Origin of the sequence: Streptomyces sp. NPDC006134 (assembly GCF_040628835.1) — a bacterium.
Classification (GTDB): domain Bacteria; phylum Actinomycetota; class Actinomycetes; order Streptomycetales; family Streptomycetaceae; genus Streptomyces.
In genome coordinates, this window is sequence record NZ_JBEXTV010000067.1 from 1 (window position 1) to 21,960 (window position 21,960).

At 73.4% G+C, this 21,960-nt stretch carries 18 protein-coding genes; 10 read left to right on the forward strand and 8 right to left on the reverse strand.

Translation table 11 applies throughout. The annotated features are described in order from the left end of the window. Positions 1-107 precede the first annotated feature (107 nt). Entirely contained in the window at positions 108-1,697 is a 1,590-nt protein-coding gene (locus ABZ340_RS31375) for an MFS transporter (RefSeq protein WP_358785256.1), read from the reverse strand. 235 nt (positions 1,698-1,932) lie between these two features. On the opposite strand from ABZ340_RS31375, the gene ABZ340_RS31380 reads away from it, so the two are divergent. Then, entirely contained in the window at positions 1,933-2,964 is a 1,032-nt protein-coding gene (locus tag ABZ340_RS31380) for a methyltransferase (protein ID WP_358785257.1), read from the forward strand. A gap of 58 nt (positions 2,965-3,022) precedes the next feature. Beyond that, positions 3,023-4,294 carry a cytochrome P450 gene (locus ABZ340_RS31385; RefSeq protein ID WP_358785258.1) on the forward strand — a complete coding sequence of 424 codons (1,272 nt, stop codon included), beginning with the start codon at positions 3,023-3,025 and terminating at the stop codon, positions 4,292-4,294. Between the two features lie 84 nt (positions 4,295-4,378). Here the strand turns inward: ABZ340_RS31385 and ABZ340_RS31390 are convergent, their stop codons facing one another. Next, positions 4,379-5,695, reverse strand: coding sequence for an acyltransferase (locus ABZ340_RS31390; protein ID WP_358785259.1), 1,317 nt, complete (start codon positions 5,693-5,695; stop codon positions 4,379-4,381). 129 nt (positions 5,696-5,824) lie between these two features. Then, positions 5,825-6,220, reverse strand: coding sequence for an SRPBCC domain-containing protein (locus ABZ340_RS31395; RefSeq protein ID WP_358785260.1), 396 nt, complete (start codon positions 6,218-6,220; stop codon positions 5,825-5,827). Between the two features lie 224 nt (positions 6,221-6,444). On the opposite strand from ABZ340_RS31395, the gene ABZ340_RS31400 reads away from it, so the two are divergent. The 6 genes from ABZ340_RS31400 to ABZ340_RS31425 all read left to right on the forward strand — a co-directional run bounded on the left by ABZ340_RS31400 (position 6,445) and on the right by ABZ340_RS31425 (position 12,301). Further along, positions 6,445-7,116, forward strand: a complete 672-nt coding sequence (locus tag ABZ340_RS31400) for a flavodoxin family protein (RefSeq protein WP_358785261.1) — start codon at positions 6,445-6,447, stop codon at positions 7,114-7,116. Continuing rightward, positions 7,113-8,558: an AMP-binding protein gene (locus tag ABZ340_RS31405; protein ID WP_358785262.1), complete on the forward strand. Its 1,446-nt coding sequence runs from the start codon at positions 7,113-7,115 to the stop codon at positions 8,556-8,558. Before ABZ340_RS31400 ends, ABZ340_RS31405 begins: the two co-directional genes overlap by 4 nt. Before the next feature lie 15 nt (positions 8,559-8,573). Continuing rightward, positions 8,574-10,052, forward strand: coding sequence for an anthranilate synthase component I family protein (locus ABZ340_RS31410; RefSeq protein WP_358785263.1), 1,479 nt, complete (start codon positions 8,574-8,576; stop codon positions 10,050-10,052). Then, on the forward strand, positions 10,049-10,702 hold the full coding sequence (locus ABZ340_RS31415) for an aminodeoxychorismate/anthranilate synthase component II (protein WP_358785264.1): 654 nt from the start codon (positions 10,049-10,051) through the stop codon (positions 10,700-10,702). Before ABZ340_RS31410 ends, ABZ340_RS31415 begins: the two co-directional genes overlap by 4 nt. Before the next feature lie 95 nt (positions 10,703-10,797). Further along, complete coding sequence (locus ABZ340_RS31420) at positions 10,798-12,105, forward strand: AMP-binding protein (protein ID WP_358785265.1); 1,308 nt, start codon at positions 10,798-10,800, stop codon at positions 12,103-12,105. Next, positions 12,077-12,301, forward strand: coding sequence for a DUF6052 family protein (locus ABZ340_RS31425; RefSeq protein WP_358785266.1), 225 nt, complete (start codon positions 12,077-12,079; stop codon positions 12,299-12,301). Before ABZ340_RS31420 ends, ABZ340_RS31425 begins: the two co-directional genes overlap by 29 nt. 73 nt (positions 12,302-12,374) lie before the next feature. Here the strand turns inward: ABZ340_RS31425 and ABZ340_RS31430 are convergent, their stop codons facing one another. Then, entirely contained in the window at positions 12,375-13,790 is a 1,416-nt protein-coding gene (locus ABZ340_RS31430; RefSeq protein WP_358785267.1) for an extracellular solute-binding protein, read from the reverse strand. A gap of 62 nt (positions 13,791-13,852) precedes the next feature. Continuing rightward, positions 13,853-15,022, reverse strand: coding sequence for an epoxide hydrolase family protein (locus tag ABZ340_RS31435; protein WP_358785268.1), 1,170 nt, complete (start codon positions 15,020-15,022; stop codon positions 13,853-13,855). 298 nt (positions 15,023-15,320) lie between these two features. Here ABZ340_RS31435 and ABZ340_RS31440 point away from each other — a divergent pair, with 298 nt between their 5' ends. Both ABZ340_RS31440 and ABZ340_RS31445 read left to right on the forward strand, forming a co-directional pair. Further along, complete coding sequence (locus tag ABZ340_RS31440; protein ID WP_358785269.1) at positions 15,321-16,865, forward strand: class I SAM-dependent methyltransferase; 1,545 nt, start codon at positions 15,321-15,323, stop codon at positions 16,863-16,865. Between the two features lie 20 nt (positions 16,866-16,885). Next, the gene (locus ABZ340_RS31445; RefSeq protein ID WP_358785270.1) at positions 16,886-18,271 is read left to right on the forward strand and encodes an FAD-binding protein; all 1,386 of its coding nucleotides are present in this window, start codon (positions 16,886-16,888) and stop codon (positions 18,269-18,271) included. A 146-nt stretch (positions 18,272-18,417) separates the two neighbouring features. Here the strand turns inward: ABZ340_RS31445 and ABZ340_RS31450 are convergent, their stop codons facing one another. From ABZ340_RS31450 to ABZ340_RS31460, 3 genes are all read right to left on the reverse strand, one after another. Then, positions 18,418-18,858, reverse strand: a complete 441-nt coding sequence (locus ABZ340_RS31450; protein WP_358785271.1) for an enediyne antibiotic chromoprotein — start codon at positions 18,856-18,858, stop codon at positions 18,418-18,420. Between the two features lie 421 nt (positions 18,859-19,279). Further along, positions 19,280-20,533, reverse strand: a complete 1,254-nt coding sequence (locus ABZ340_RS31455; protein WP_358785272.1) for a cytochrome P450 — start codon at positions 20,531-20,533, stop codon at positions 19,280-19,282. 488 nt (positions 20,534-21,021) lie between these two features. Further along, the gene (locus ABZ340_RS31460; RefSeq protein ID WP_358785273.1) at positions 21,022-21,942 is read right to left on the reverse strand and encodes a GNAT family N-acetyltransferase; all 921 of its coding nucleotides are present in this window, start codon (positions 21,940-21,942) and stop codon (positions 21,022-21,024) included. Positions 21,943-21,960: the final 18 nt, after the last annotated feature.

Genomic DNA, 21,960 nt, shown 5'->3' on the forward strand with positions numbered 1-21,960 from the left:
GGTGGGGGGGGGGGCCCCGGGGCGGGGGGGGGCGCCCGGGGCCCCGGGGCGGGCGCGGGGCCCCCCCCCCCCGCCGGCCCCCCCCCCCCCCGCCCGCTCGCGGGGGGTCAGACGCGTGCCGTCTCCGGCACGGGCGCGTCGGAGGACTCCTGCGCGACGGGGTCCGCCGCGGGGCCGGCCTGCTCCTGGCCGACCGGCGGCACGTGCCGCAGCTTCGTCGCGATCAGGACGGCGACACCGGCCAGCAGCACGGCACCGATGCCGGTGACGGCGTGCAGCGAACCGGTGAACGCCTCCTGCGCCGGAGACAGGACCGCCGTGCGCAGCCGCTCCGGCGCACCGGCCACGGCGGCGCTCGCGCCGGCGAGGCTGTCGCGGGCCGCGTCGGTGATCGCGGCCGGGACGTCGGCCGGGATCGCGTCGTGGATCTGGTGGCGGTAGACGGCGCTGCCGACGGTGCCCACGACCGCGATGCCCAGGGCGGAGCCGAACTCGTTGCACATCTGCGCCAGCGAGCCCGCCGCACCCGCCTTCTCCATCGGGGCGTTGGCGATCACCAGGTTGGTGCCGAGCGCCACCAGCGGCGCACCGCAGAAGGAGAACACGGCGAACCCGACGACCAGGGTCACGACGCTGGTCGCCTGGGTGAAGACGACCATGCAGATCGCGGTGCCCACCATGCCGCCGGAGATCAGGTAGGCGGGACGGACCTTGGCCGCGATGGCCGGGGTGATGGCGAAGGCCACCGTGGCGGCGGCCATGCCGGGCAGCATCGCCAGACCCGACTGGAGCGTCGACAGACCGCCGACCATCTGGAAGAACTGGGAGGCGAACAGCATGGTCGCGCCGCCCACCAGGCTGTAGGTCAGCAGGCTGCCCAGCGTCACGCTGAAGGACCCGTTGGAGAACAGCTTCAGGTCCACGAGCGGGTCGCTCAGCCGGCGCTGGCGGCGCAGGAAGAGCGTGCCGAAGACGAGGCCGGCCACCAGCGAGGCCAGCGGCAGCGGCTCCCAGCCGGTACGGGCCAGTTCCTTGATGCCGTAGATCAGCGGCAGGATGCCGGCGAGCGACAGCACGACGCTGAGCGCGTCGGCCCGGCCGGCCTTGGTGTCGCGGAACTCGGGGAGGACGGCCGGACCGACCGCGAGGAGGAGGATCATGGCCGGTACGCCCAGCAGGAACACCGAGCCCCACCAGAAGGCCTCCAGCATGACGCCGCCCAGGATCGGGCCGATGATGGCGCCGAGCGTGAACATGCCGCCCCAGATGCCGATGGCCGAGGCCCGCTGCTTGTCGTCGCGGAACATGGTGCTGATGAGCGCCAGGGTCGAGGGGGCCAGGGTGGCGCCGGCGATGCCGAGGACGGCCCGGGCCGCGATCAGCAGCCCGGGGCTGGTGGCGAACGCCGCCGTGACCGAGGCGATGCCGAACACGGTCGCGCCGATGAGCAGCAGCTTCCGGCGGCCGATCCGGTCGCCGAGGGTGCCCATGGTGAGCAGGAAGCCCGCCAGCGTGAAGCCGTAGATGTCCATGATCCACAGCTGCTCGTTGCCGCTCGCGCCCAGGTCCGCGCTCAGCTGCGGAAGGGCGAGCAGGAGCACGAAGATGTCGAAGGAGACCAGGAAGGTGGGCAGGGCGAGCACAGCAAGCCCCAGCCACTCCCGGCGTCCGGCCTTGGTTACCCCGCCGGTTGTCACGATTGCCGTCCTCCAGTCGGTAGTTAACTGACTGTTTGATTAACGAGACAGTTGATTATTGGAGGGCGGCCAGGGTGCGTCAAGCGCAACTTCGGCCCTGGTGCGCGAAGTCGGCGAACCGCCGTGAAAGTGCGCACGCTGGGAGATGCGGGCCTGTTCACCGCGCCGTGACGATGAGGCGACGACCGGCCCGCCGGGCCGGTCGCGCACACCGTGGCAGGCAGAGGGAGACGTGGTGGCTGGCAAGGACGACGCCGGGGCGCGGCTGTGGGCCATGGCCCACCTGGCGACTCCGATGACGATACGCGTGGCCGCCACCCTGCGCATCGCCGACCACCTCGCCAAGGCACCGCACACCGCGCCACGGCTGGCCGAGGCGGTCGGCGCCGACGAGGACGCGCTCGGCCGGGTGCTCAGGCACCTCGCCCGCAAGGGAGTGCTGGAGCGGGACGGCTCGGGCCGCTACACCCTGACCGAACTGGGCGAACCGCTCCGCTCCGACCACCCCGCCGGCCTGTGCGCCATGCTCGACGTCGAGGGCGCCGTCGGCCGCGCGGAACTCTCCTTCGTCCACCTGCTGCACAGCGTCCGCACCGGCGAGGCCGCCTTCCCGCAGCAGTTCGGCCGTACGTTCTGGGAGGACCTGGGCGAGGACGCCGAGCGTGCCGCCTCCTTCGACACGCGGATGAGCGCGGACCTGGCCGCCGCCCGCAGGGCGGACATCGTCTCCGGCTACGACTGGGGGACGCTGGACCACGTGATCGACGTCGGTGGCGGCGACGGATCGCTGCTGATCGCGCTGCTCGAGGCCCATCCGCGGCTGCGCGGCACCGTCGTCGACCTCCCGCACGCGGCCCGGCAGGCGCGCACGGCCCTCGCCGAGGCGGGACTCGCCGACCGCGGCGACGCCGTGCCGGGCAGCTTCTTCGAACCGCTGCCCGCGGGGGCCTCGGGCTATCTGCTCTCCTCGGTGGTCCACGACTGGGCCGACGACGAGGCGCGGGCCATCCTGCGCCGTTGCGCGCAGGCCGCGCGCCCCGGCGGCCGGGTCTTCGTCGTGGAGCGGATCGGCGCCGACGGCGAGTCGCCGGGCACCGCGATGGACCTGCGGATGCTCGCCTACTACGGCGGCAAGGAACGCGGGGTCGCCGAACTGTCCGCGCTCGCCGGGGAATGCGGGCTCGCCGTCGTCGCGGTGCACCCCGCGGGCGCCCTGTCCATCCTCGAACTGGCCGTGCGGCAGGGCGACACCTTCCCACCCCGATGAACCGCGGGCCGCTGCGCCGGCCGTGGGGGCCCGCCCACGCGCTCGCCAGGAGATGCCGATGACCGTGTCCGTGCCGCCGCGACCCCGCGAGGTGTTGACGGCGCTCGTGTCCCCCGAGGGCCGCCGGGACCCCTACCCGCTCTACGACGCCCTCCGGGCGCACGGAGGCCTGGTCCCGGTCAAACCGGGGCTGATGGCCGCCGTCGGCTACGCCGAGTGCTCCCGCGCCCTGCGCGAGCCGCGGCTTCTGGTCCAGGACGCCGCGAGCCACGACGCACTGTATCCGAACTGGCGTTCCCACTCCTCGCTGCGTGGTTTCACGAACTCCGTCCTCTACACCAACCCGCCGGACCACTCCCGTATGCGCCGCCTGATGAGCGGAGCGTTCACGCCCCGCAGAGTGGCCGGCCTCGAACCGGCGGTCGTCCGGATGACCGACCGGCTGCTGGACCGCATGGCCCGCCTCGGCGGTGACGGCGCCCCGGTCGACTTCATGGCGGAGTTCGCCTACCGGCTGCCGGTCGCGGTGATCGGCGCGATGCTGGGCGTGCCCGACGACGACCAGATCTGGTTCCGCGCCGCGGTCGAGCACGTCACCGTCGCGCTGGAGGGCGTCAGCCGGGCCGCGGACCTCGCTCCCGCGGACCGCGCGATGGACGAACTCGCCGCTTACTTCACCGCGCTGATCGGCCGGCGCCGCCGCCGTCCCGCGGACGACCTGATCAGCGCGCTGGTCCAGGCCCACGACAGCGACGGCGAGCGGTTCACCGAGGACGAACTCGTCGGCAACCTGGTGCTGCTGCTCGCGGCGGGCTTCGACACGACCACCCACCTCCTCGGCCACGGCCTCCAGCTGGCGTTCGCGCACCCCGAGTGGGCCGCCCGGCTGCCCCACGACCCGCGCCTGGCCGCCGGATACGTGGAGGAGACGCTGCGGATCGCTCCGCCGGTCCATGCCACCAGCCGTATCGCCGGCACGGAGGTGGACCTGCTGGGCACACGCGTGCCGGCGGGCACCAAGGTGCTCGTCCTGCTCGCCGCCGGGAACCGGGACCCCCGGCGCTTTCCCGAGCCGCACCGGTTCGATCCGGCCCGCCCGGACGTGCAGCCCCTCAGCTTCGGCGCCGGGGCCCACTTCTGCCTGGGGGCGCCGCTGGCCCGGATGGAGGCGCGGCTCGCGCTGCCCAGGCTGCTCGCCCGGTTCCCCGGCCTCGCCCCCGCCGGGACTCCCACGCTCCGCGACCGGCTCGTCGTCCCGGGCCACGACGAGCTCCCGGTCACGGTCGGACGGCCGCCGGGGAAGCCGGCGGAAGGAAACCCCCGCCGGTGATACGGGCCCGGTGGAGCCGGGCCCGGCACCGGCGGGGGCTCCTGCCGGCCGCGGGCGGGCCGGCCGCGCCGCCGCGGCGGGCGGTCAGACGACGGAAGCGGACCGCTCCTGCTGCGGCCGCAGCCCGTCCGGGCCGCCGGTGCGCGCGTTGCGCGCGGCCTCCCGCTTGGCTATCCACCTCTCGCCGGCGCGCATCAGCGGACGCTCGAGGAAGTAGTAACTCGCCGTCGCGATCGCGATGGTGCCGACGACGACCACGCCGAACATCTCCCAGAAGCCGACCTTCCCGATCAGCATGGCGGCCGGCACGGGCGGGGCGCCGAAGATGCTGCCGCTGCGGAACCAGAGGTACATCACGACGAAGTGCCACAGGTACAGGCCGTAGGAGATACGCCCGAGGAAGCGGGTGGGACGGTTGGACAGCACCGCGTCCATCAGCGGCGTGCTGGCCTTCGGGGCGACCAGCGGGACCATCAGAAGGAAGGCGAAGGCGAGGAAGGCCAGGTGCTGGACGAGCGCGAACTGAGGGCTCCCGTAGTCCCACGTGCCGGGGTTGCCCAGCGGGGCCGCGCACACCACGAGGTAGGAGGCGAGCGCGCCGAGCCAGAACAGGCCGGGCCGCTTGGCGGCGGCGCGGTACAGACCCGGCAGCGCCTTTGGCGACTGCTCCGCCCTGACCGACAGGATCGCCAGCCCCATGCCGACCGCGAACAGGCCGAGGCGGCTGAAGGGCCACCAGTACTCGGGCGGCCAGGGGCCGAGGTGCTCCATGTGCATGTAACCGGCGAAGACCCAGCCGATGACCACCATGACGCCCAGCGGAATCATCATCCGGCGCACCTTGCGCGCCGGGTCGTCGACACGCCTGGCCAGACGGTTCATCAGCAGCGCGAGCAGCGGCAGCGCGAGATAGAACTGCGCCTCGGTCGGAATGGTCCAGGTCGGGTCCATGCCCGCGTACCACACGTAGTCGTAGTCCTGCATCAGCAGCAGCGGACGCAGCACGTACCACACCGAGTCGATGCTCGTGTAGTTGAGGAACAGCAGGCAGAAGGCGGTCAGCAGCCAGTAGCCCGGCATGAGCCGCAGACCGCGCCGCAGGAAGAACGGTCCCAGGGAGGGCTTCGGCGTGCCGCGCAGGGTGGCACGCGCGAACGGCTTGTACAGCAGCATGCCGGACAGGATGAAGAAGGGACCCAGTCCCACCTCCAGGCCGACCGCCAGGATGGACCAGATCCCCTTCTGCGGCGGCCCGGACTCGGACCCGAGGACCACTCCGGTGCTGAATGCGACATGGGTGAAGACGACGATCATCGCGCAGATCCCGCGCACCCCGTCGAGGTTCGCGATCCGTCTTTTCTCGCGCGCTTCCACGGGGGACCTGGTCCCGAGTGCCGTCATAGCGGCTACCTCCTGATATTCGATCGGCCGCTCCAGCATCGTTTTTCAGCCAACAGGGCCGCATCTTTTCGCTTGCGCATTCGATAGCGGGTCCCGGGCAGCCGGGCAGGAAGGCGCGGAAAGGGCACGTCAGGGATGCGACGGGACCCGCCCCCGGGCCTGGAAGACCGAGGTCCGGGTCCTGCCGTCGCCGAGATCGGTGAACACCATGCTGGAGGAGATCCCCGACGCGGCGTCGGTGTAGGACAGCAACTCCGGTTCCACCACCGCGAGGAAGGTGCACTTCATCGGGTACTCGGTGGCGTCCGCGTCCGCCACGACGGTGCTTTCGAAGCGTCCGCCGGCCCAGGGCTCGATGGTGACGCTGGACGGCTCGATCGTCGTACCCGCAGGGCCCCAGAACTTCACGAACTGCTCCGGTTCGATGAAGGCTCTGAACACCAACTCGCGGGGCGCGTCGAACACTCGGGACAAAGTGAGCTCGCCGAGCCCCGCATACTGGTCGGTGGTCGTGGGCTTCGCCACGTGAACTCCCTGATTCGTCGGCGAGTGATTTTGGCCCAGATTTGCAGGCGGGACCGCTGTCCGCATCTTCCAGCGTGCTGAGTTCACGGCGCGGGGCCCGCGCCGGACGGCCCTCGCCGCCGCCTTCAGGGCGCCGGTGCCACCGAGCACTTACGAAGATGCGTCGGCGCAGGCGGCGACATGACGATTTCGGGGATCTCACGGCCGCGCGAAGGAGATGTCCCATGACGCAACCATTGAAAATCCTCGCCGTCAACGGATCGGAACGTGACGGCAACACGGCCGACGTCCTCCGGTACGCGGCCGCGATCGCCGAGCAGCGCGGTGTCGCGTTCGAGACCGTCGACCTGCGGGACATCCGGATGGAGCGCTGCGGACCGTGCGGCGACTGCAACGACCGCCCCGTGCCCTGCGCGGTGGCCGACGGAGTGCCCGCCGTGGTGCGCAAGATGATCGAGGCGGACGGCATCGTCTTCGCCGCCCCGGTGCACGGCTTCGGCACCGCGAGCCTGATGCAGACGTTCATCGAGCGGGCCGGCGTCGGCTATCTGCGCTTTGACCGGCCGCTGAGCAACAAGGTCGCCGGCATCATCTCCGTCGCCCGCCGCTACAGCGCCGGCGAGGTGTGGGCGCAGCTCACCGCCAACGCGCTGCTGAACCGGATGATCCTGGTGGGCAGCGGATTCCCCGCGACGGTGCACGCGCTGCACCGCGGGGACGCCCTGCGGGACGACGAGGGACTGAAGAACGTCGAGCGTCTGATCTGCCGCATGGTCGACATGATCCAGCTCCTCGACGAGCACCGCCGGCTGACCGGACGCGACGACCTGCTGGCCGCCGGTGACGTCAACGAACGCGTCGGCCTCGCCCTGAACGAGATGAAGGTGCCGGCATGACCACCGCCCCGCGCGCCTTTGCTCCCGCTCCCGCTCCCGGCCCGGACCTCACCGGCTTCCTCACCGAGTACCGCAAGGTCAGCCGCTCCTTCTACGACGGCGTCCTCACCGAGTCCGAACTGGCCCGCTGGCGCGCGCGGCAGCTGACCACCGTGCTGCACCACGTGACCGACCGCTCCCCGTTCTACCGGTGCCACCTGGCCGGTGTGGACATCGACGGCGTCACCCCCGACGACCTGACGGCGCTGCCCTTCACCACCAAGGACGACCTGCGCCGCGAGATGCACGACGTGCTGTCGGGCCCGGTCGCCGAGGCGAGCGTCTACTACGAGACCAACGGCACCACCGGCACCGCCACGCCCTGTCCGCGCGGCCCCAAGGACATCGCCACGTCCAACGCGGCCGTCGAGGAGTCCTGGCGGCGGCTGTTCCGCGCGCACTTCGGCGACCGCATGCCCGTCGTCGGCCTGATGGGGCCGTCCGAACTCTACGCCTTCGGCGACGTGTTCACCGCCGTCACCGCCTCGCTCGGGGCCTGCCACGTCAAGATCTGGCCCGAGTCCCCGCGGGTGGGCTTCCGCAAGGCGCTGCGCCTGATCGAGGAGCTCGGCGTCGAGGTCGTCGTCTGCGCACCCGCCCTGTGCCTGAGCCTGGCCAAGGCCGCGCTGCACTACGGCTACGACCTCGAGCGGCTGCCGGTGAAGCTGTTCCTGGTGCTCGGCGAGATCTGCACGCCGCAGTTCGCCGCCAACGTCTCCACCGTGTGGCCCCGGGCCGTCGTACGGCTCGCGCTGTACGGCTCCCAGGAGGCGCTGTGCATCGCCACGGGGGCCGACACCGGCCGGCTCCACCTGTCGGTGCCCAACTACCTGGCCGAGGTGGTCGACCCGGACAGCGGCAGGGTGCTCGGCGACACCGGCGAGGGCGAGCTCGTCCTGACCATGCTCGTCGACGGCATCAAGCCCCTCATCCGCTACCGCACCGGGGACCTGGTCCGCATCACCCCCGCATCACCCGGCGCGCCGCTCCCGGGGCCCGAGATCGAGGTCGTGGGCCGCATCGCCGACCGCATCACGCTGGGCCGCGCCCGCCTGTACCCGGGCCAGCTGGAGGCCGCGATCCTCGACGGAGTACGCGGATGCCTGGGCTACCAGGTGGTCGTCGAGCGCGCGAGCGGGGGCGGCGACGAGATCACCGTCCGCATGGACCTGCTGCCCGCGGTCGCCGACCCGGACGCCACCGCCGACGCCGTGGTGCGGCGCCTGCGCGCGCTGACCGGCGCCTCGGCCCGGGCCGTCGTCGACACTGCCCTGGACCCGGTGACCCACACCGGCTCCTTCGTGAGCTGGAAGGCGGCCCGGGTGCTCGACCTGCGCACGGACCCCGACCGCGCGGCCGTCACCGCCCGGCAGGTCGCCCACCGCTACGCGATCACCACCTGAACCGAAGGACCCCCGATGACCGATCCGCGCCCGGCACCGGCCGCGGTCCGTGTGACCACCCGGACGCACCCGCTGCCCCCGGTGCCGATGCTGCCCGCCTACCGAGCCCTGGCCGGGCGTTTCGGCACCGACGGCGTGTACCTGCTCGAATCCGCGGCGGGCCCGGTCCGCGAGTGCCGCTACCAGTTCGTGGGCTTCGGGGAGCTGCTGTCCGTGGCGGTCACCGACGGAGCCGTCCGCGTCGAGGGCGCCCCCGCGCTGCGTGAGCCGCTGCTGGAGCGCATCCGTCCGCTCGTGACCGAGGACACCGACGGCACCCTGCGGCTGCGCACCCCCACCGGCCTGTGGCCGCTGCTGCGCAGTGCCCGCGCGCTGTTCGACGCGCCGGGATCGGACGCCCGGTTCCGGTTCGGCTTCCTCGGCTACTTCGGCTACGACACCGTCCGCTACGTGGAGGACCTGCCCCGCCTCATCGAGCAGCGGCCCGAGCTGCCCGACGTCCAGCTCGTCCTCCACCAGGGCCTGGTGGTCCGGGACGTCGCCGAGGGCCGAACCGAGCTGCTGCTGCACGAGTCCGACGCCTGGCCGGCGCTGGACGCGCGGGAGCTCACCGCGCTGCTGGAGGACACCGAACGCAGCCGGCCCGAACCCGTCGCGGACGTCGTCCCCGAGGCATGGGTGAGCGACGACTCCGACCCGGAGACGTTCCGCCGCGACGTGGAAAGGTGCCTGGAGCACATCGCGGTCGGCGACATCTACCAGGTGCAGATCGGCCACGAACTGACCCTCCGCTCCGGCGCCGACCCCGTCGACGTCTACCAGCGGCTGCGCCACCGCAACGCCTCCCCGTACATGTACCTGGCGAGCGTCGGCGGCCAGTGCGTCATCGGCGCGAGTCCGGAGCTGTTCGTACGGATCGAGCAGGGCACCGTCACCATGCGCCCGATCGCCGGGACGGTGCCGCGCTCCGGCGACGACGAGGCGGGCGCGCGACGGCTGCGCTCGGACCCCAAGGAGATCGCCGAGCACACCATGCTGGTGGACCTGTGCCGCAACGACATCGGCCGGATCGCCCGGGCGGACTCCCTGGCGGTCCCCGACGAGTTCGCCGTCGAGCGCTACTCCCACGTGCTGCACCTGGTGTCGACCGTGACCGGCCGGGCGGAGGCCGGCACGGACGCCTTCGACGCCATCGCCGCCCTGTTCCCGGCCGGCACCATGACCGGTACGCCCAAGATCCGCGCCATGGAGATCATCGAGTCCCTGGAGAAGAGCCGCCGCGGCCTGTACGCGGGCGCGCTCGGCGTGATCGACGTCGGGGGGTACACCAACCTCGCCCTGTGCATCCGCACCCTCTTCCACCACGAGGGCGTCTACCGCACACGCGCCTCGGCGGGCGTCGTCGCCGATTCGGAACCGGCGAGCGAGTGGCGCGAGACGCTGGCCAAGATGAGTGCCGCCCACTGGGCGGTCACTGGGAAGGAGCTGCTGTGACGCCCCCGTCCGCCGCCACCGGAGCGCACCGCGCCCCGCGGCCGCGCGTCCTGGTGGTCGACGCCTTCGACAGCTTCGTCGACATCCTGCGCCAGTACCTGATGTCCGCCGGGGCCGAACCGGTCATGGTGCGCTCCAACGCGCTGCGCCTGGCGGACGTCGAACGGCGCCTGCCCGACGCGATCCTGCTCGGCCCCGGCCCCGGGCACCCGGACGACTCCGGGCACGTCGAGATCGTGCGGGCCTTCGCCGGCAGGCTGCCGCTGTTCGGCGTCTGCCTCGGCCACCAGGCCATCGGCCGGGCCTACGGGGCCCAGGTGGTCCCGGCGCGGCGGCTGATGCACGGCAAGGCCAGCCCCGTCCGGCACGACGGGCGCGGTCTGTTCGCCGGGCTGCCGGACCGTTTCCCGGCGATCCGGTACCACTCGCTGATCGTGCCCGAGACGACCGTGCCGGCGTGTCTGGAGATCACCGCCCGTTCCGCCGACGACGGCTATGTGATGGGACTGCGGCACCGCACCCTGCCCATCGAGTCCGTCCAGTTCCACCCGGAGAGCTTCCGCACCGACCACGGCTTGCGGATCGTCTCCAACTTCCTCGACGCGGTACGGCGGTTCTCCGCCGCGCACGGCCACGCCACGGCGGCGTAGCGGCCGGCCGCGAAGAGGGCACGCAGCGAGATGTGCGGCCGGCCGCGCTCGTGATGGGCTTCCGGCGTTGGCGACACGCATTTCCCGGAGGCGACGTGGAGTACTGGAACGGCACAGCGGAGACCATGCCCCGCCAGGAGCTGGAGCAGTGGCAGTGGCGCCGGCTGCGGCGCGCCCTGGAGCACGCCCGGCGCACCTCGCCCTTCTGGGCCGAGCGGATCCCCGACGGCATCACCTCGATGGCCGCGTACACCGAACGCATGCCGTTGCTGTACAAAGCGGACCTGCTCGCCTCCCAGCAGGCCGTACCGCCGTACGGCACCTGGCCCTCGCTCGACCCGGTGCGCGGCGTGCGCCACCACCAGACCAGCGGCACCAGCGGCAATCCGCCGGTGCGCACGTTCGACACCGAACGCGACTGGAAGTGGATCACGGACACGTTCTGCACGGCCCTGTACGCCAACGGGGTGCGCGCCCACCACAAGGGCCTGGTGGCCTTCGGGTACGGCCTGTTCGCCGGCTTCTGGGGCATGCACTACGCCCTGGAGCGCATCGGCTGCACCGTCTTCCCGGCCGGCGGCCTGGACTCGCAGGCGGTGGTCCGGCTGCTCGTCGACCACCGGATCGAGGTCCTCGGCCTCACCCCCAGCTACGCCATGCGGCTGATCGAGACCGCGCGCGGGATGGGTGTGGACCTCGCCCGTGACGCGGGCGTGCGGGTCATCCTGGCCGGTGCCGAGCCGCGTTCGGACTTCACCACCCGCACCATCGAGCAGGCATTCGGCGCCCGTGTGTTCAACGCCGCGGGGACCACCGAGTTCGGCGCGGTCTTCATGTTCGAGTGCCCCGCGCGGCGCGGCGCCTGCCACATCAACGAGCCGACGGTCATCGAGGAGGTGCTGCACCCGCAGACGAAGGAGCCCGTGGGCTATGGCGAGGAGGGCGTGCGCGTCACCACCGGCCTGTACCGCGAGGGCATGCAGCTCTTCCGCCACTGGACCGAGGACATCGTGGTCAAGCGGCCCTACACCGACTGCGGCTGCGGCCGGACCTGGGACTTCCTCGACGGCGGCATCCTCCGGCGCGTCGACGACATGCGCAAGATCCGGGGAGTCTCCGTCACCCCGGTGATGATCGAGGACGTGCTGCGCACCTTCGCCGAGGTCAGCGAGTTCCGCTCGTCCATCCGCACCGTCCGCGGACTCGACACCATCCATGTCCAGGCCGAGGCGGGCGGCGTCACCGGCGAGGCCGCGGCGGCCCTGTGCGCGCGCATCGCCGAGGAGTTCAAGCGCGAGATCGGCATCCGGCCGCAGGTGGAGCTCGTCCCGACGGGCAGCCTGCCCCGGACCAAGTGGAAGGCGGCACGACTTCATGACGAACGACACCTCGCTCACGCCTGAGCAGCGCGACCGGCTGCTGGAGAGCTACCGCACCCTGGCGGACCTCTCCGGCACCTGCCGGGTGCCGGCGGTCGGCGCCGCGCTGCGCGGCGCCCTGGCCGAACTGCGGGTCGCCCTCGACGGCCAGGCGGTCGAGCTCGACGACTACTACCAAGAGGGCGGCCACCGGGCCGCCGCCATCGCCCGGGCGGCCTGAGAGCCCGGCAGCACGGCACCGAGGGGGCGGACCCGCCGGGTCCGCCCCCTCTCCTTGCCCCGCGCGGCAGGCCCTAGGGTGCTTCTGACGCGCCCTTCACCGCGTTCTCCAGCTGGGCGCCGGTGTAGGACTCCGCGTCGCGGAAGTACTCCACCCGCAGGCTCTCGGGGTTGCGCACCCCGTTGACGACCCGGTCCTTCTCGTAGGCGTCGAGCAGCTCCTGCGCCTCGGCGGTGGCCTCGGCGAACCGCCGGCCGGGCTCGGCGCCGCGCTGCAGTACGTCGTCCATCGCGCGGGTCATGACGTCCTGCGCGCCGGCGAAGTCGCCGAACAGGGCGCCGCGGCACGGCGGCACGCCCGCGCCCCGGCCCTCGGCGTAGGAGCCGAGCTGCTCGCCGGCCAGGCGGTGGTGGGGGTGCGCATCGAACCAGCCCTCCTCCTCCAGCAGGCGGTAGGAGGAGCGGGTGACCGGGACGAAGCTGGAGGCGATGTGCCGGTCGGCGGCGTTGCGCGGGTTGTTCAGGAACTGCATGAACGCCAGCGCGCCGTCCTGGGTGATCTCGTCGAGGCCGTTCGCCAGCCACAGCGAGGTGCCGGCGATGATGTTGCCGCCGTAGGGCTCGCCGTCGCGGTGGGGGAAGCGGCCGACGGACATCTCGAACCCGGCGTTCTGCGCGGCCGTCGCCATGTAGTTGAGGTCGTTGGAGGAGGTGATGCGCAGCGCCACGTCCTGGTCGGCGAACGCCTTGAGGTTGCCCTCCCAGTCCGGGATCTTGCCGGTGTAGAGGTAGTGGCCCCTGCGGTGCAGCTCCCGCCACCACGCGGCCCAGGCGAGCATCTCCCGCGACGCCAGGTCCAGCCGGCTCGCCCGGCCCGCGCGGCCGTTGGCGTTGTCGGCGAGCTCGCCGCCCTGCACCGCGAGCGCCTGCTGGAAGAACAGGCCGTGGTTGGCCCAGGTGATGCCGTGCGAGGGCCCGTCCGGCAGAGCCGCCACCGCCTCGCACGCCGCCTCGACCTCGCCCCACGTCGTGGGCAGGGAGGTGACGCCGGCCCGGTCCAGGACCGTCTTGTTGCCGTAGATCAGCATGGCGGTGACCACGGCGGGCATCGAGGTGAGGTCGCCGTCCGGCGAGTAGTGCTCGCGCACGGCCGGAAGCAGGTCGTCGAGTACCACCGGCTCGCCGAGGATCTCGGTGCGGCCGGCGATCGCCTTCTGCACCGAGGTGAACAGGGGGCGGCCGTCGCGGGTGCGCGAGTCCCGGGCGGCCTGGGTGACCGCGAAGTAGTACTCCGCGACCGCCGGCGGACGCCCGGCGTCCGCGGCCTCGGCGATCTGCCGGGACAGCAGCCGGAAGTCCCGGCCCTCGATGTTGATCCGGTACTCGGGGTGCGCCTTTTCGAACTCGGCTCCGAGCCGGTGGAGCCGGTCCATGTAGCCGGGGAACGTCAGGTCGGCCACCCAGACGTCGATCACGGTCCTGGCGGTCATGCGGTGCCTCGTCTCTCTAGGTCGGTCTTGTCGAACCGTCGGGGGCGCGTCTCACCGTGCCGTCAGGCCGCCACGGCCACGGGGCGCAGGGTGCGGGCGAAGGCGCGGATGTCGCCGGTGAGCGCGGTGGGCTGTTCCAGCGCGGCGAAGTGACCGCCCTGCTCGAACTCGGTCCAGTGCGTGATGGTGGGGATGTCCCGGTCGGCGAGGCTGCGGACGGGGACGAAGATGTCGTCCGGGAAGACGGCGACGCCCACCGGCACGGTCAGCGGCGGCGGCACGGACCCGGCCGCCGCGGCGCGCACGCCGGCCGCGCCCTCGTAGTAGAACTGGGCGGACGAGCCCGCCGTCGCCGTCAGCCAGTAGATCGTCACGTTCGTCAGCAGGCGGTCGCGGTCGACCGCCTCCTCGGGCCGCTCCGTCGCGCCCGTCCAGTCCAGGAACTTCTCCGCGATCCAGGCGAGCTGGCCGGCCGGGGAGTCGGTGAGCGCGTAGGCGAGCGTCTGCGGACGGGTCTGCTGCAGCTTCATGTAGCCGGACAGCTCCGCGTCGAAGCGGGCCAGTCTGCCCAGGCGTTCCCGGTCGCGCTCGTCGAGACCGGCCAGTTCGGCGGGGTCACCGGAGGGGAAGGTCATCAGCATGTTCACGTGGACGCCGACGACGTGCTCGGGGTCGACGCGGCCCAGCTCCAGGGAGATCACCGCTCCGGCGTCGCCGCCCTGCGCGACGTAACGGCCGTAGCCCAGCCGGGCCATCAGCTCGGCCCAGGCGCGGGCGATCCGCGCGGTGTCCCAGCCCGTCTCGGGCAGCGTGGAGAACCCGTAGCCCGGGATGGACGGGATGACCAGGTGGAAGGCGTCCGCCGGATCGCCGCCGTGCGCCCGCGGATCGCTCAACGGCCCGATCACGTCCAGGAACTCGGCGACGGAACCCGGCCAGCCGTGGGTGAGCAGCAGCGGCGTCGCGTCGGGCTCGGGGGAGCGCACGTGCAGGAAGTGCACGCGGGCACCGTCGATCTCCTCGGTGAACTGCGGGTGGGTGTTCAGCTCGGCCTCCGCGGCACGCCAGTCGAAGGAGTGGCGCCAGTACGCGGCGAGCTCCTTGAGGTACCCCAGCGGCACCCCGCGGTCCCAGCCGACACCGGGCAGCTCGTCCGGCCAGCGTGTCGCGTCCAGGCGCCGGTGCAGCTGGTCGAGCTGGTCCTGCGGGATGTCGATGCGGAAGGGTTGCATGAGCGCTCCGTCAGAGGCTGACCGCCGGGCGGTCGGGGTCGGGGGGGGGGGGGGAGGGGAACACGGGCGGACTCCCACGGAGCGGGATCGGTTCCCGGACCACCCGGAGTGCCCGGCTGTATCGTCGGCCGCCCCCGCGACCGCCCGCATCTTGCGGATTGCTCCACCGGCCCGCCCGCGGGGCCGGGAGCGAAGGAGCGCAGCCCGGAAGATGCAGCGCTCCCGCGGGCCCTGGAAGCGTGACGCACCGCGCGCGGTGCCGGCGCCTGCCGCACCGATCCAGGAAAGGACACAGCAGATGACCGTCTCTCCCGTCACCGCTCCCGCCCCGGCCGCCGATCTCGCCGAACGGTTCGTGGACGCCGCTTTGGACGAGGTGCCCGCGAGTTTTCACGCGCTGGTGGAAGCCCTGTGGGACGACGGCCGGGCGAGCGCGGACGCCCTGACCGCGGTGCCGTCGCTCGTGGCGGCCCTGGAGCGGGCCGGTACCGAGCGCAAGGGGTACCTGGCCGTCCTGCTGGGACTGCTGGCCGAGACGGAGTACCCGGACCCGGACGGTCCGCTCACCCGCGCCGTACGCGGCCGGCTGGACGTCTACCTCGGGCTGCTGGCCGGCGAGGACACCGGCACGCCGCTCACCCTCGCCCTGCTCTACCTGCTGTCGCACTTCCCCGGCGAGCGCGAGCGGATCCTCGCCGCGGTCTCGCGGCTGGACCTGGAGGCGGAGGACCTCTCCCGGCTGGACCGGTCGCTCAGCACGCTCGACCCGTCCCGCCCCGACCTCGGCCGGGTGTGGCCCTCGCCGTCGGTGTGGACCCTGAACGAGGAGGAGCGCGCCTTCGACCGGGGGTGGATCGGCGAACTGACGCCGGCACAGATTGTGGCAGCCTGGGAGAACGACACCCGTACCGTCCTCGGCTGCACCGGCGCCCGCGCGTACTGGGCGGTGTGCCACGGCGAACCGCGCAACCTGCCCGCCGCCCCCCTCCCCGAGCGCCGTGACATCAGCGTCCCCGTCGCCGACTCGGCCCTGTTCGCCCCGCACCTGGGCGCGCTGCGCTGCCCCGCCTGCCAGGGCTCCCTCGCCTCCGACGACGGCATCGCGCGCTGCTTTGGCTGCGCGGCCCGTTACCCGGTCGCCGGCGGCATCCTCGACCTGACCGCGCCCGCCGGCGACCAGGAAGACGCCGCCGCCGACTTCCTGGAGAAGCTGTCCCGGGTGCCCAGCATGGGGCTGTTCTACGAAGCCGTCGCCCGTCCCGCCTTCCTGCGGGTGTCCGGCTCCAACTGGGGCGGCGCGGTCACCGAACAGGACGAGGACCGCTACATCGCCGAACACGTCCGGCCCGTCGAGGGCCCCGTCCTCGACCTGGGGGCCGGCGCCGGCCGCTGGACCGCCGTCGTCGCCGAGACGGTGGGTGCCGAGCGGCTCATCGCCCTGGACAGCGCGCTGCCCATGCTCAACGTGCTGCGCGGACGGTTGCCGCGGGTCCCCTCCGTGCTGGCGTCCGCCGCCGAACTGCCCTTCGAGGACGCCTCCCTGGGCGCGGTGGTTTGCTGGAACGCGCTGCAGGCCTTCTACGCCGACGCCGCCGCGGCGATCGCCGAGGTGGGCCGGGTGCTGCGGCCGGGCGGCACCTTCACCCTGATGACCTTCCGCCGCTCCGATGACCCGGTCTACCGCTACTTCCAGTCCGCCCACCGCTTCCCCCAGCACCAGGGCGGCCTGCAGCTGTTCGACCTGCGGGAGCTCAAGTGCTGGCTGGCCGACGCCGGCCTGACGGTGCGCGAGGAGAGCGGCCCGGGCACGTTCGTGTTCATCACGGCCGTGCGGGAGAAGTGACACGCGGAAGGAACCCTGCCATGCATCAGCACGATGTCCTCCCGGCGGCCTGCGCGGCCCCCGGCACGGCGGAGTACGACGAGGCCACGGCCGTCTTCAACCTCGCCGCCCCGGCGCGGCCGGCGGCGGCCGTGACCGCGCGCAGCGTGGCCGAGGTCCGTGCCGCCGTGCGCGAGGCCGCTGCCCGGAACCTGCCCGTCCGCGTGCACACCACCGGACATGCCGCCGGCGCCCGCCCGCCCGTCGACGGCGGCCTGCTCATCCGTACCCGTCTGGACGGCCACGTCGTCGTCGACGCCGAGCGCCGCATCGCCCGGGTGCCGGCCGGTACCACCTGGGGCGAGGTCGTCGCCGCCGCCGCGCCCCACGGCCTGACCGCCCCGCACGGCTCGGCCGCCCACGTCGGCGTCGTCGGTTATCTGCTCGGCGGGGGAGTCAGCTTCTACGGCCGGCACACGGGGCTGGCCGCCAACCGTGTGCGCGCGGTCGAACTCGTCACCGCCGACGGCGAACTGGTCCGCGCGGACGCCGAGGCCGATCCCGAACTGCTGTGGGCCCTGCGCGGCGGCGGAGGCGGTTTCGGGGTCGTCACCGCCGTCGAAGTCGAGCTGTTCCCCGTGGCGAAGGTGGTCACCGGGGCCGCCTACTGGTCCGCGGCCCACGCCCGCCCGCTGCTCAGGGCCTGGCGCGACTGGGCGAGGGAGGCGCCGCGCCGGGCGACCACGTCGCTGCGGGTGATGAACCTGCCGCCGGTGCCCGGTGTCCCGCCCGCCCTGGCGGCCGGCCCGGTGCTGTGCGTCGACGGTGCCGTGCTCGCCGCGTCGCGGGAGGAGGTGGACGAGGCCCGGCGCCAGGCCGAGGAGCTGCTCGCACCACTGCGCGGCCTGGCCGAACCGCTGATGGACACCTGGGCGCTGACCGACGCCGCCGACGTGCTCGACGCCCACATGGACCCGGCCGAACCGGTCCCCTTCATCGGCGACCACCTGCTCCTCGCCGATCTCGGCGACGATGCGGTCGACGCGTTCCTGAGCGTCACCGGCGAGGGCTCAAGCTCCCCGCTGGCCGTGGCGACGCTGCGTCAGCTCGGCGGGGCGTTCGCCGACGCCGACCCGCGCGGCGGCGTGCTGAACCGGGTGGACGCGGCGTACGCCTACATGGGCTCCGGCCCGCCGTTCGGACCGGTCACCGCGGCGGACCTGGAGGCGCACTGCGCCACCGTCCGGTCCGCCCTGGCGCCCTGGGACACGGGCCGCACGGTGCCCTCCCTGGTCGAGGGGGCGAACCGGCCGCAGTGCCACCTCGACGCCAAGGCCAGGAGCGCCGTCGACCGGGTGCGGGCGCGGATCGACCCCCGTGGCCGCTTCGCCGGTGACATCGCGCCCGGCGCGACCGCGGCCGGCTGAGGAGTGCGCGGCCGGGGCGGTCCTTCTCGTCCTCCGGGGCCCCGGCGCCCTCCGGCCGCCCGGTGACGCCTGAGCCCCAGGCAGGGGCGGAGCCGCCTCTGCCTGGGGCGTCTTCGGCCGGGGCGTCTCGGGGCGCCGGGCGCGGACTACTTGAAGGTGATCGGCTGGAAGCCTCCCTCACCGGTGTCGCTGAGCAGGACGACATGGGTCTGGGTCGACTTGGCGTCGATGGTGCCCCACACCGGGCCGTCGGCGGACGTGACCGCCTGGAAGGAGGTGTGGACGACCAGCCCGGAGTCGACCTTGCCGGAGGCGTCCGACACGACGTCCACCGAGGTGGTCTTGTCACAGCCGAACTTGCCCGGCTCCACCTGGGCGCACTGACCGAGGTGGAACACGGTGTTCGGGGTCAGCCCGCTCGCGCTCACGGCCACCTTCTGGCCGTCGGAGAGTCCCGTCGCCGGGGACACGCTGACCACCGGCGAAGCCGCGAGAGCGGCGGGCTGGACGGCGACGGCCAGACCGGCGGCGACGGCGGCGACGGCGGAGACGCGGGCGGCGAGGCCGAGCTTGCTCTTGACGGTCATTTTCCTGACTCCATGTCGTATGGGGGGATGGGAGGGACTCGGGATCAGGCGAGGTGGGGTGCCTGCCTTCCCTGTCCTGTCCATGACGTTAGTCGGCCGTGATCACCCCCGGCATCTTCCAGGTTGCTTCACGAAACTCTCCAGGGAGAGGGGTGGAACGCGCGGCCGGCGGGGCCGCGGCGAGCCCGATCGGCGGGGCGCGTGCGAAGCAGGCGGCCCGGGGCCGTACCGGGCCGGGACCCGGACGCCCGGCCGTGGCCCCGCAGCGGTCCGGTGGTTCTTCACGTCCTCGCCGTCGGGCCCGGCGGCGGCTCCGGCGAGGCCCCGCCCGCGCGGCAGCCCGACGCGGTCCGGCCGCCGCACCGGGGCGCACGCCGCCTCGTACACCGCGCGCTCCGTGCCGCGGCGACCGCCGTGCTCCCTAGGGGGCTTCTGATGGCTGCCAGGGCAGCTCCCGCGGGGCGAACCCGTCCGCGTCCACCCACAGCGCCCGCAGCCCGCGCAGCGCGGCGGAGGGCCCGTAGGAGGGGGTGCCGAGAGCGAAGCGCGCCCCGAGGACCCGCTGGGCGAAGCGCACGAGCACGGTCTGCGCGATCAGCCGGGCCGGCGGCGCTCCGGGGCAGCGGCGGGCGCCCGTTCCGAACGCCAGGTGCGGCGTGAGGCCCTGCGGGGCGAACACGTCGGGGTTCGCGGTGAGGGCCGGGTCGCGATGGGCTGCCGCGAGCAGCAGCACCATCACGGTGCCGCGCGGTACGCGGGCGCCGCACAGGTCCAGGTCGGCCCCCGCGCGGCGCCGGACGACCTGCACCGGCGGGTCGACGCGCAGGATCTCCTCCACCAGGCGCCGTGCGTGGCCGGGGTCGCGGCGCAGCGCGTCCCTTTCGTGCGGGGCCCGCAGCAGCGCCAGGACGCCGCCGGAGACGAGCGCGGCAGTGGTCTCGTACCCGGCGACGAGCAGCATGCGGCCGGCCGAGGCGGCCTCGGCGTCGGTGAGCCGTTCACCGTCCTGGTCCGCCCGGACCAGCCGGGACAGCAGGCCGTCGCCGTCCGCCCGGTGCCGCCGGTCGCGCACCGCCTCGACCAGGTACGTCTCCAGCTCGGTCTCCGTCCGCCGCTGTTCGGCCAGGACCGCCGGGTCCTCGGCGCCGGTGAGGACGGAGCCGGTGAGGACGGAGCCGGCAGCGGTGCCGAGCGCCATGACCCGCCGGCGCAGCCACGGGGCGTCATCGGCGGGCAGGCCCAGCAGGCGGCACAGCACGGCCATCGGCACCGGGTGGGAGAGGTCGCTGACCACCTCCAGACGGCCGCGGGCCGCCACCGAGTCCAGGCGGTCGTCGACGAGGGAACGCACCAGGGGGGCGAGGTCCGCCACGGCGTCCGCACTCAGGGCGCGGTCCAGCACACGGCGCAGCCGGGCCGAGGAGAGGGGGCAGGAACCGGCGGGGTCCGCCGTGTGGTCCGCCGAGCGCAGAGCGGACGCGCACTGCTCGTAGGAGGACAGGACGACGACGCCGTCACCGAGCCACACCGGCCCTGCCTGCCGGATGCGGTTCAGCACGGGATACGGATCGGCGCGGACGTCACCGCGCAGGAACCGCAGCACGAGGGCGCGCGCCTCGTCGCGGCCGGCCTCACTGCCAAGGGACAGGCGTACCGCCGAACGACCGCTCTCCATCACACAGCCTTTCTGCGTCTGCTCGCGTCGGCAGGATCCGCAGCGGGTGCGCGCGGTGTCCACGGCGAGTTGCGCAAGCCGCCACCGGCTCCGCGGGCCGGCGATGACTCGGCCAAGTCCGCTCGGCTTCTTCGAGCCGCGGCCGGCGGTCGAGGCCCGCCTCCCACGCGCCGGTGACACCCCGTGCGCGGCGAGCAGCGCCCGCCCCGGCGGTCTCGCGGGCGAACCCGGCCGGAGGGCGGCACCCTCGGCAGCCGCCTGGACGCGCCGGTACCGGCCGTGGCGGAGGCCCGGTCGTGCTGCGGATCGGCTCGTCGGTGCGGGCGACGTCCGGGCGGGGCGGCGACTTCGCGAAGAAGCGCCGAACGGTCCAAGGGCCGCCAAAGGTGAGGGGACGCGTGGGTATCGTTGCCCCGGACGGCGGGACGGACTCGGTCGGGAGGGCGTCTGCGCCGTGGCGGGTCCCGGCGGCCGACCGGGCCGGCCGGTCAGCCGGCCTCGCGGTGGAAGCGCGTGACGGTGCGTGCGCTGCGCACGGCGAGGACGCGTCCGAGGGCTTCGGGGTCGTACGGATCGTCCGTGTCCAAAGTGACCTGGGCACGGGCGGCACCCCGTGCGCGCAGTTCGGCGAGCCCGGCGGTCAGCAGGGCGTATCCGATGCCCAGCCCGCGGAAGGCGGGATCCACCGCCAGATCCAGGACGCGTCCCTCCCCGCCGGCGGTGACCCGGCCCAGGACGTGGCCGGCCGGGCGGCCGGAGACCTCCAGCAGCAGCGCCGCGCCACCGTCCCCCCGCAGCCGTTCGAAGGAGGCATGGAAGGCCGCCGCCTCCTCGGTCCCGGCTCCTTTGGTGCGGCTGCGCCGGTGCAGCGTGTGCAAGGTGCCGAGGTCGCCGGGGCCGGCCGGACGGATCGCCCCGTCGTCGGGGAGCAGCGGGGGCAGCGGAGGGACGGTCAGATCGATGGCGTACCACCCGGCGGTGGCGCCCGGGGCGAATCCGGCCTCCCGCAGCACGGACGGGACCACCGGGTCGCCGCTCAGCACGTCGCCGACGGCGACGGCATACGGCCTGCCGTCCTGCTCCGAGAGTTCGTCGGCCCGGTCCAGGACCAGGGCCAGCAGCGCGCGGGCCGTGCTGTGGCCGTGCCGGCCGGGCAGCACGGCCAGCGTCGCGTGCAGGGTGTCGCCGCGCGGGGTCAGCGCCGCCCAGGCGAGCACCTCCTCGCCGGGACCGGTCAGGCACCAGGCGTTCTCCTCGTGACCGGTCCGGGCGATCTCCAGCAGGACGTCCTCACGGGTGCGGGCGGCCATCCCCGTGACGTGCTCCTCATGGGCGCGCACCAGGCGGACCAGACTGTCCAGCGGGACGTCGCCCGGCCGTCGCACGGCGAACGGTCTGTGCGGGGACATGAAGCGTTCCCCCCTTCC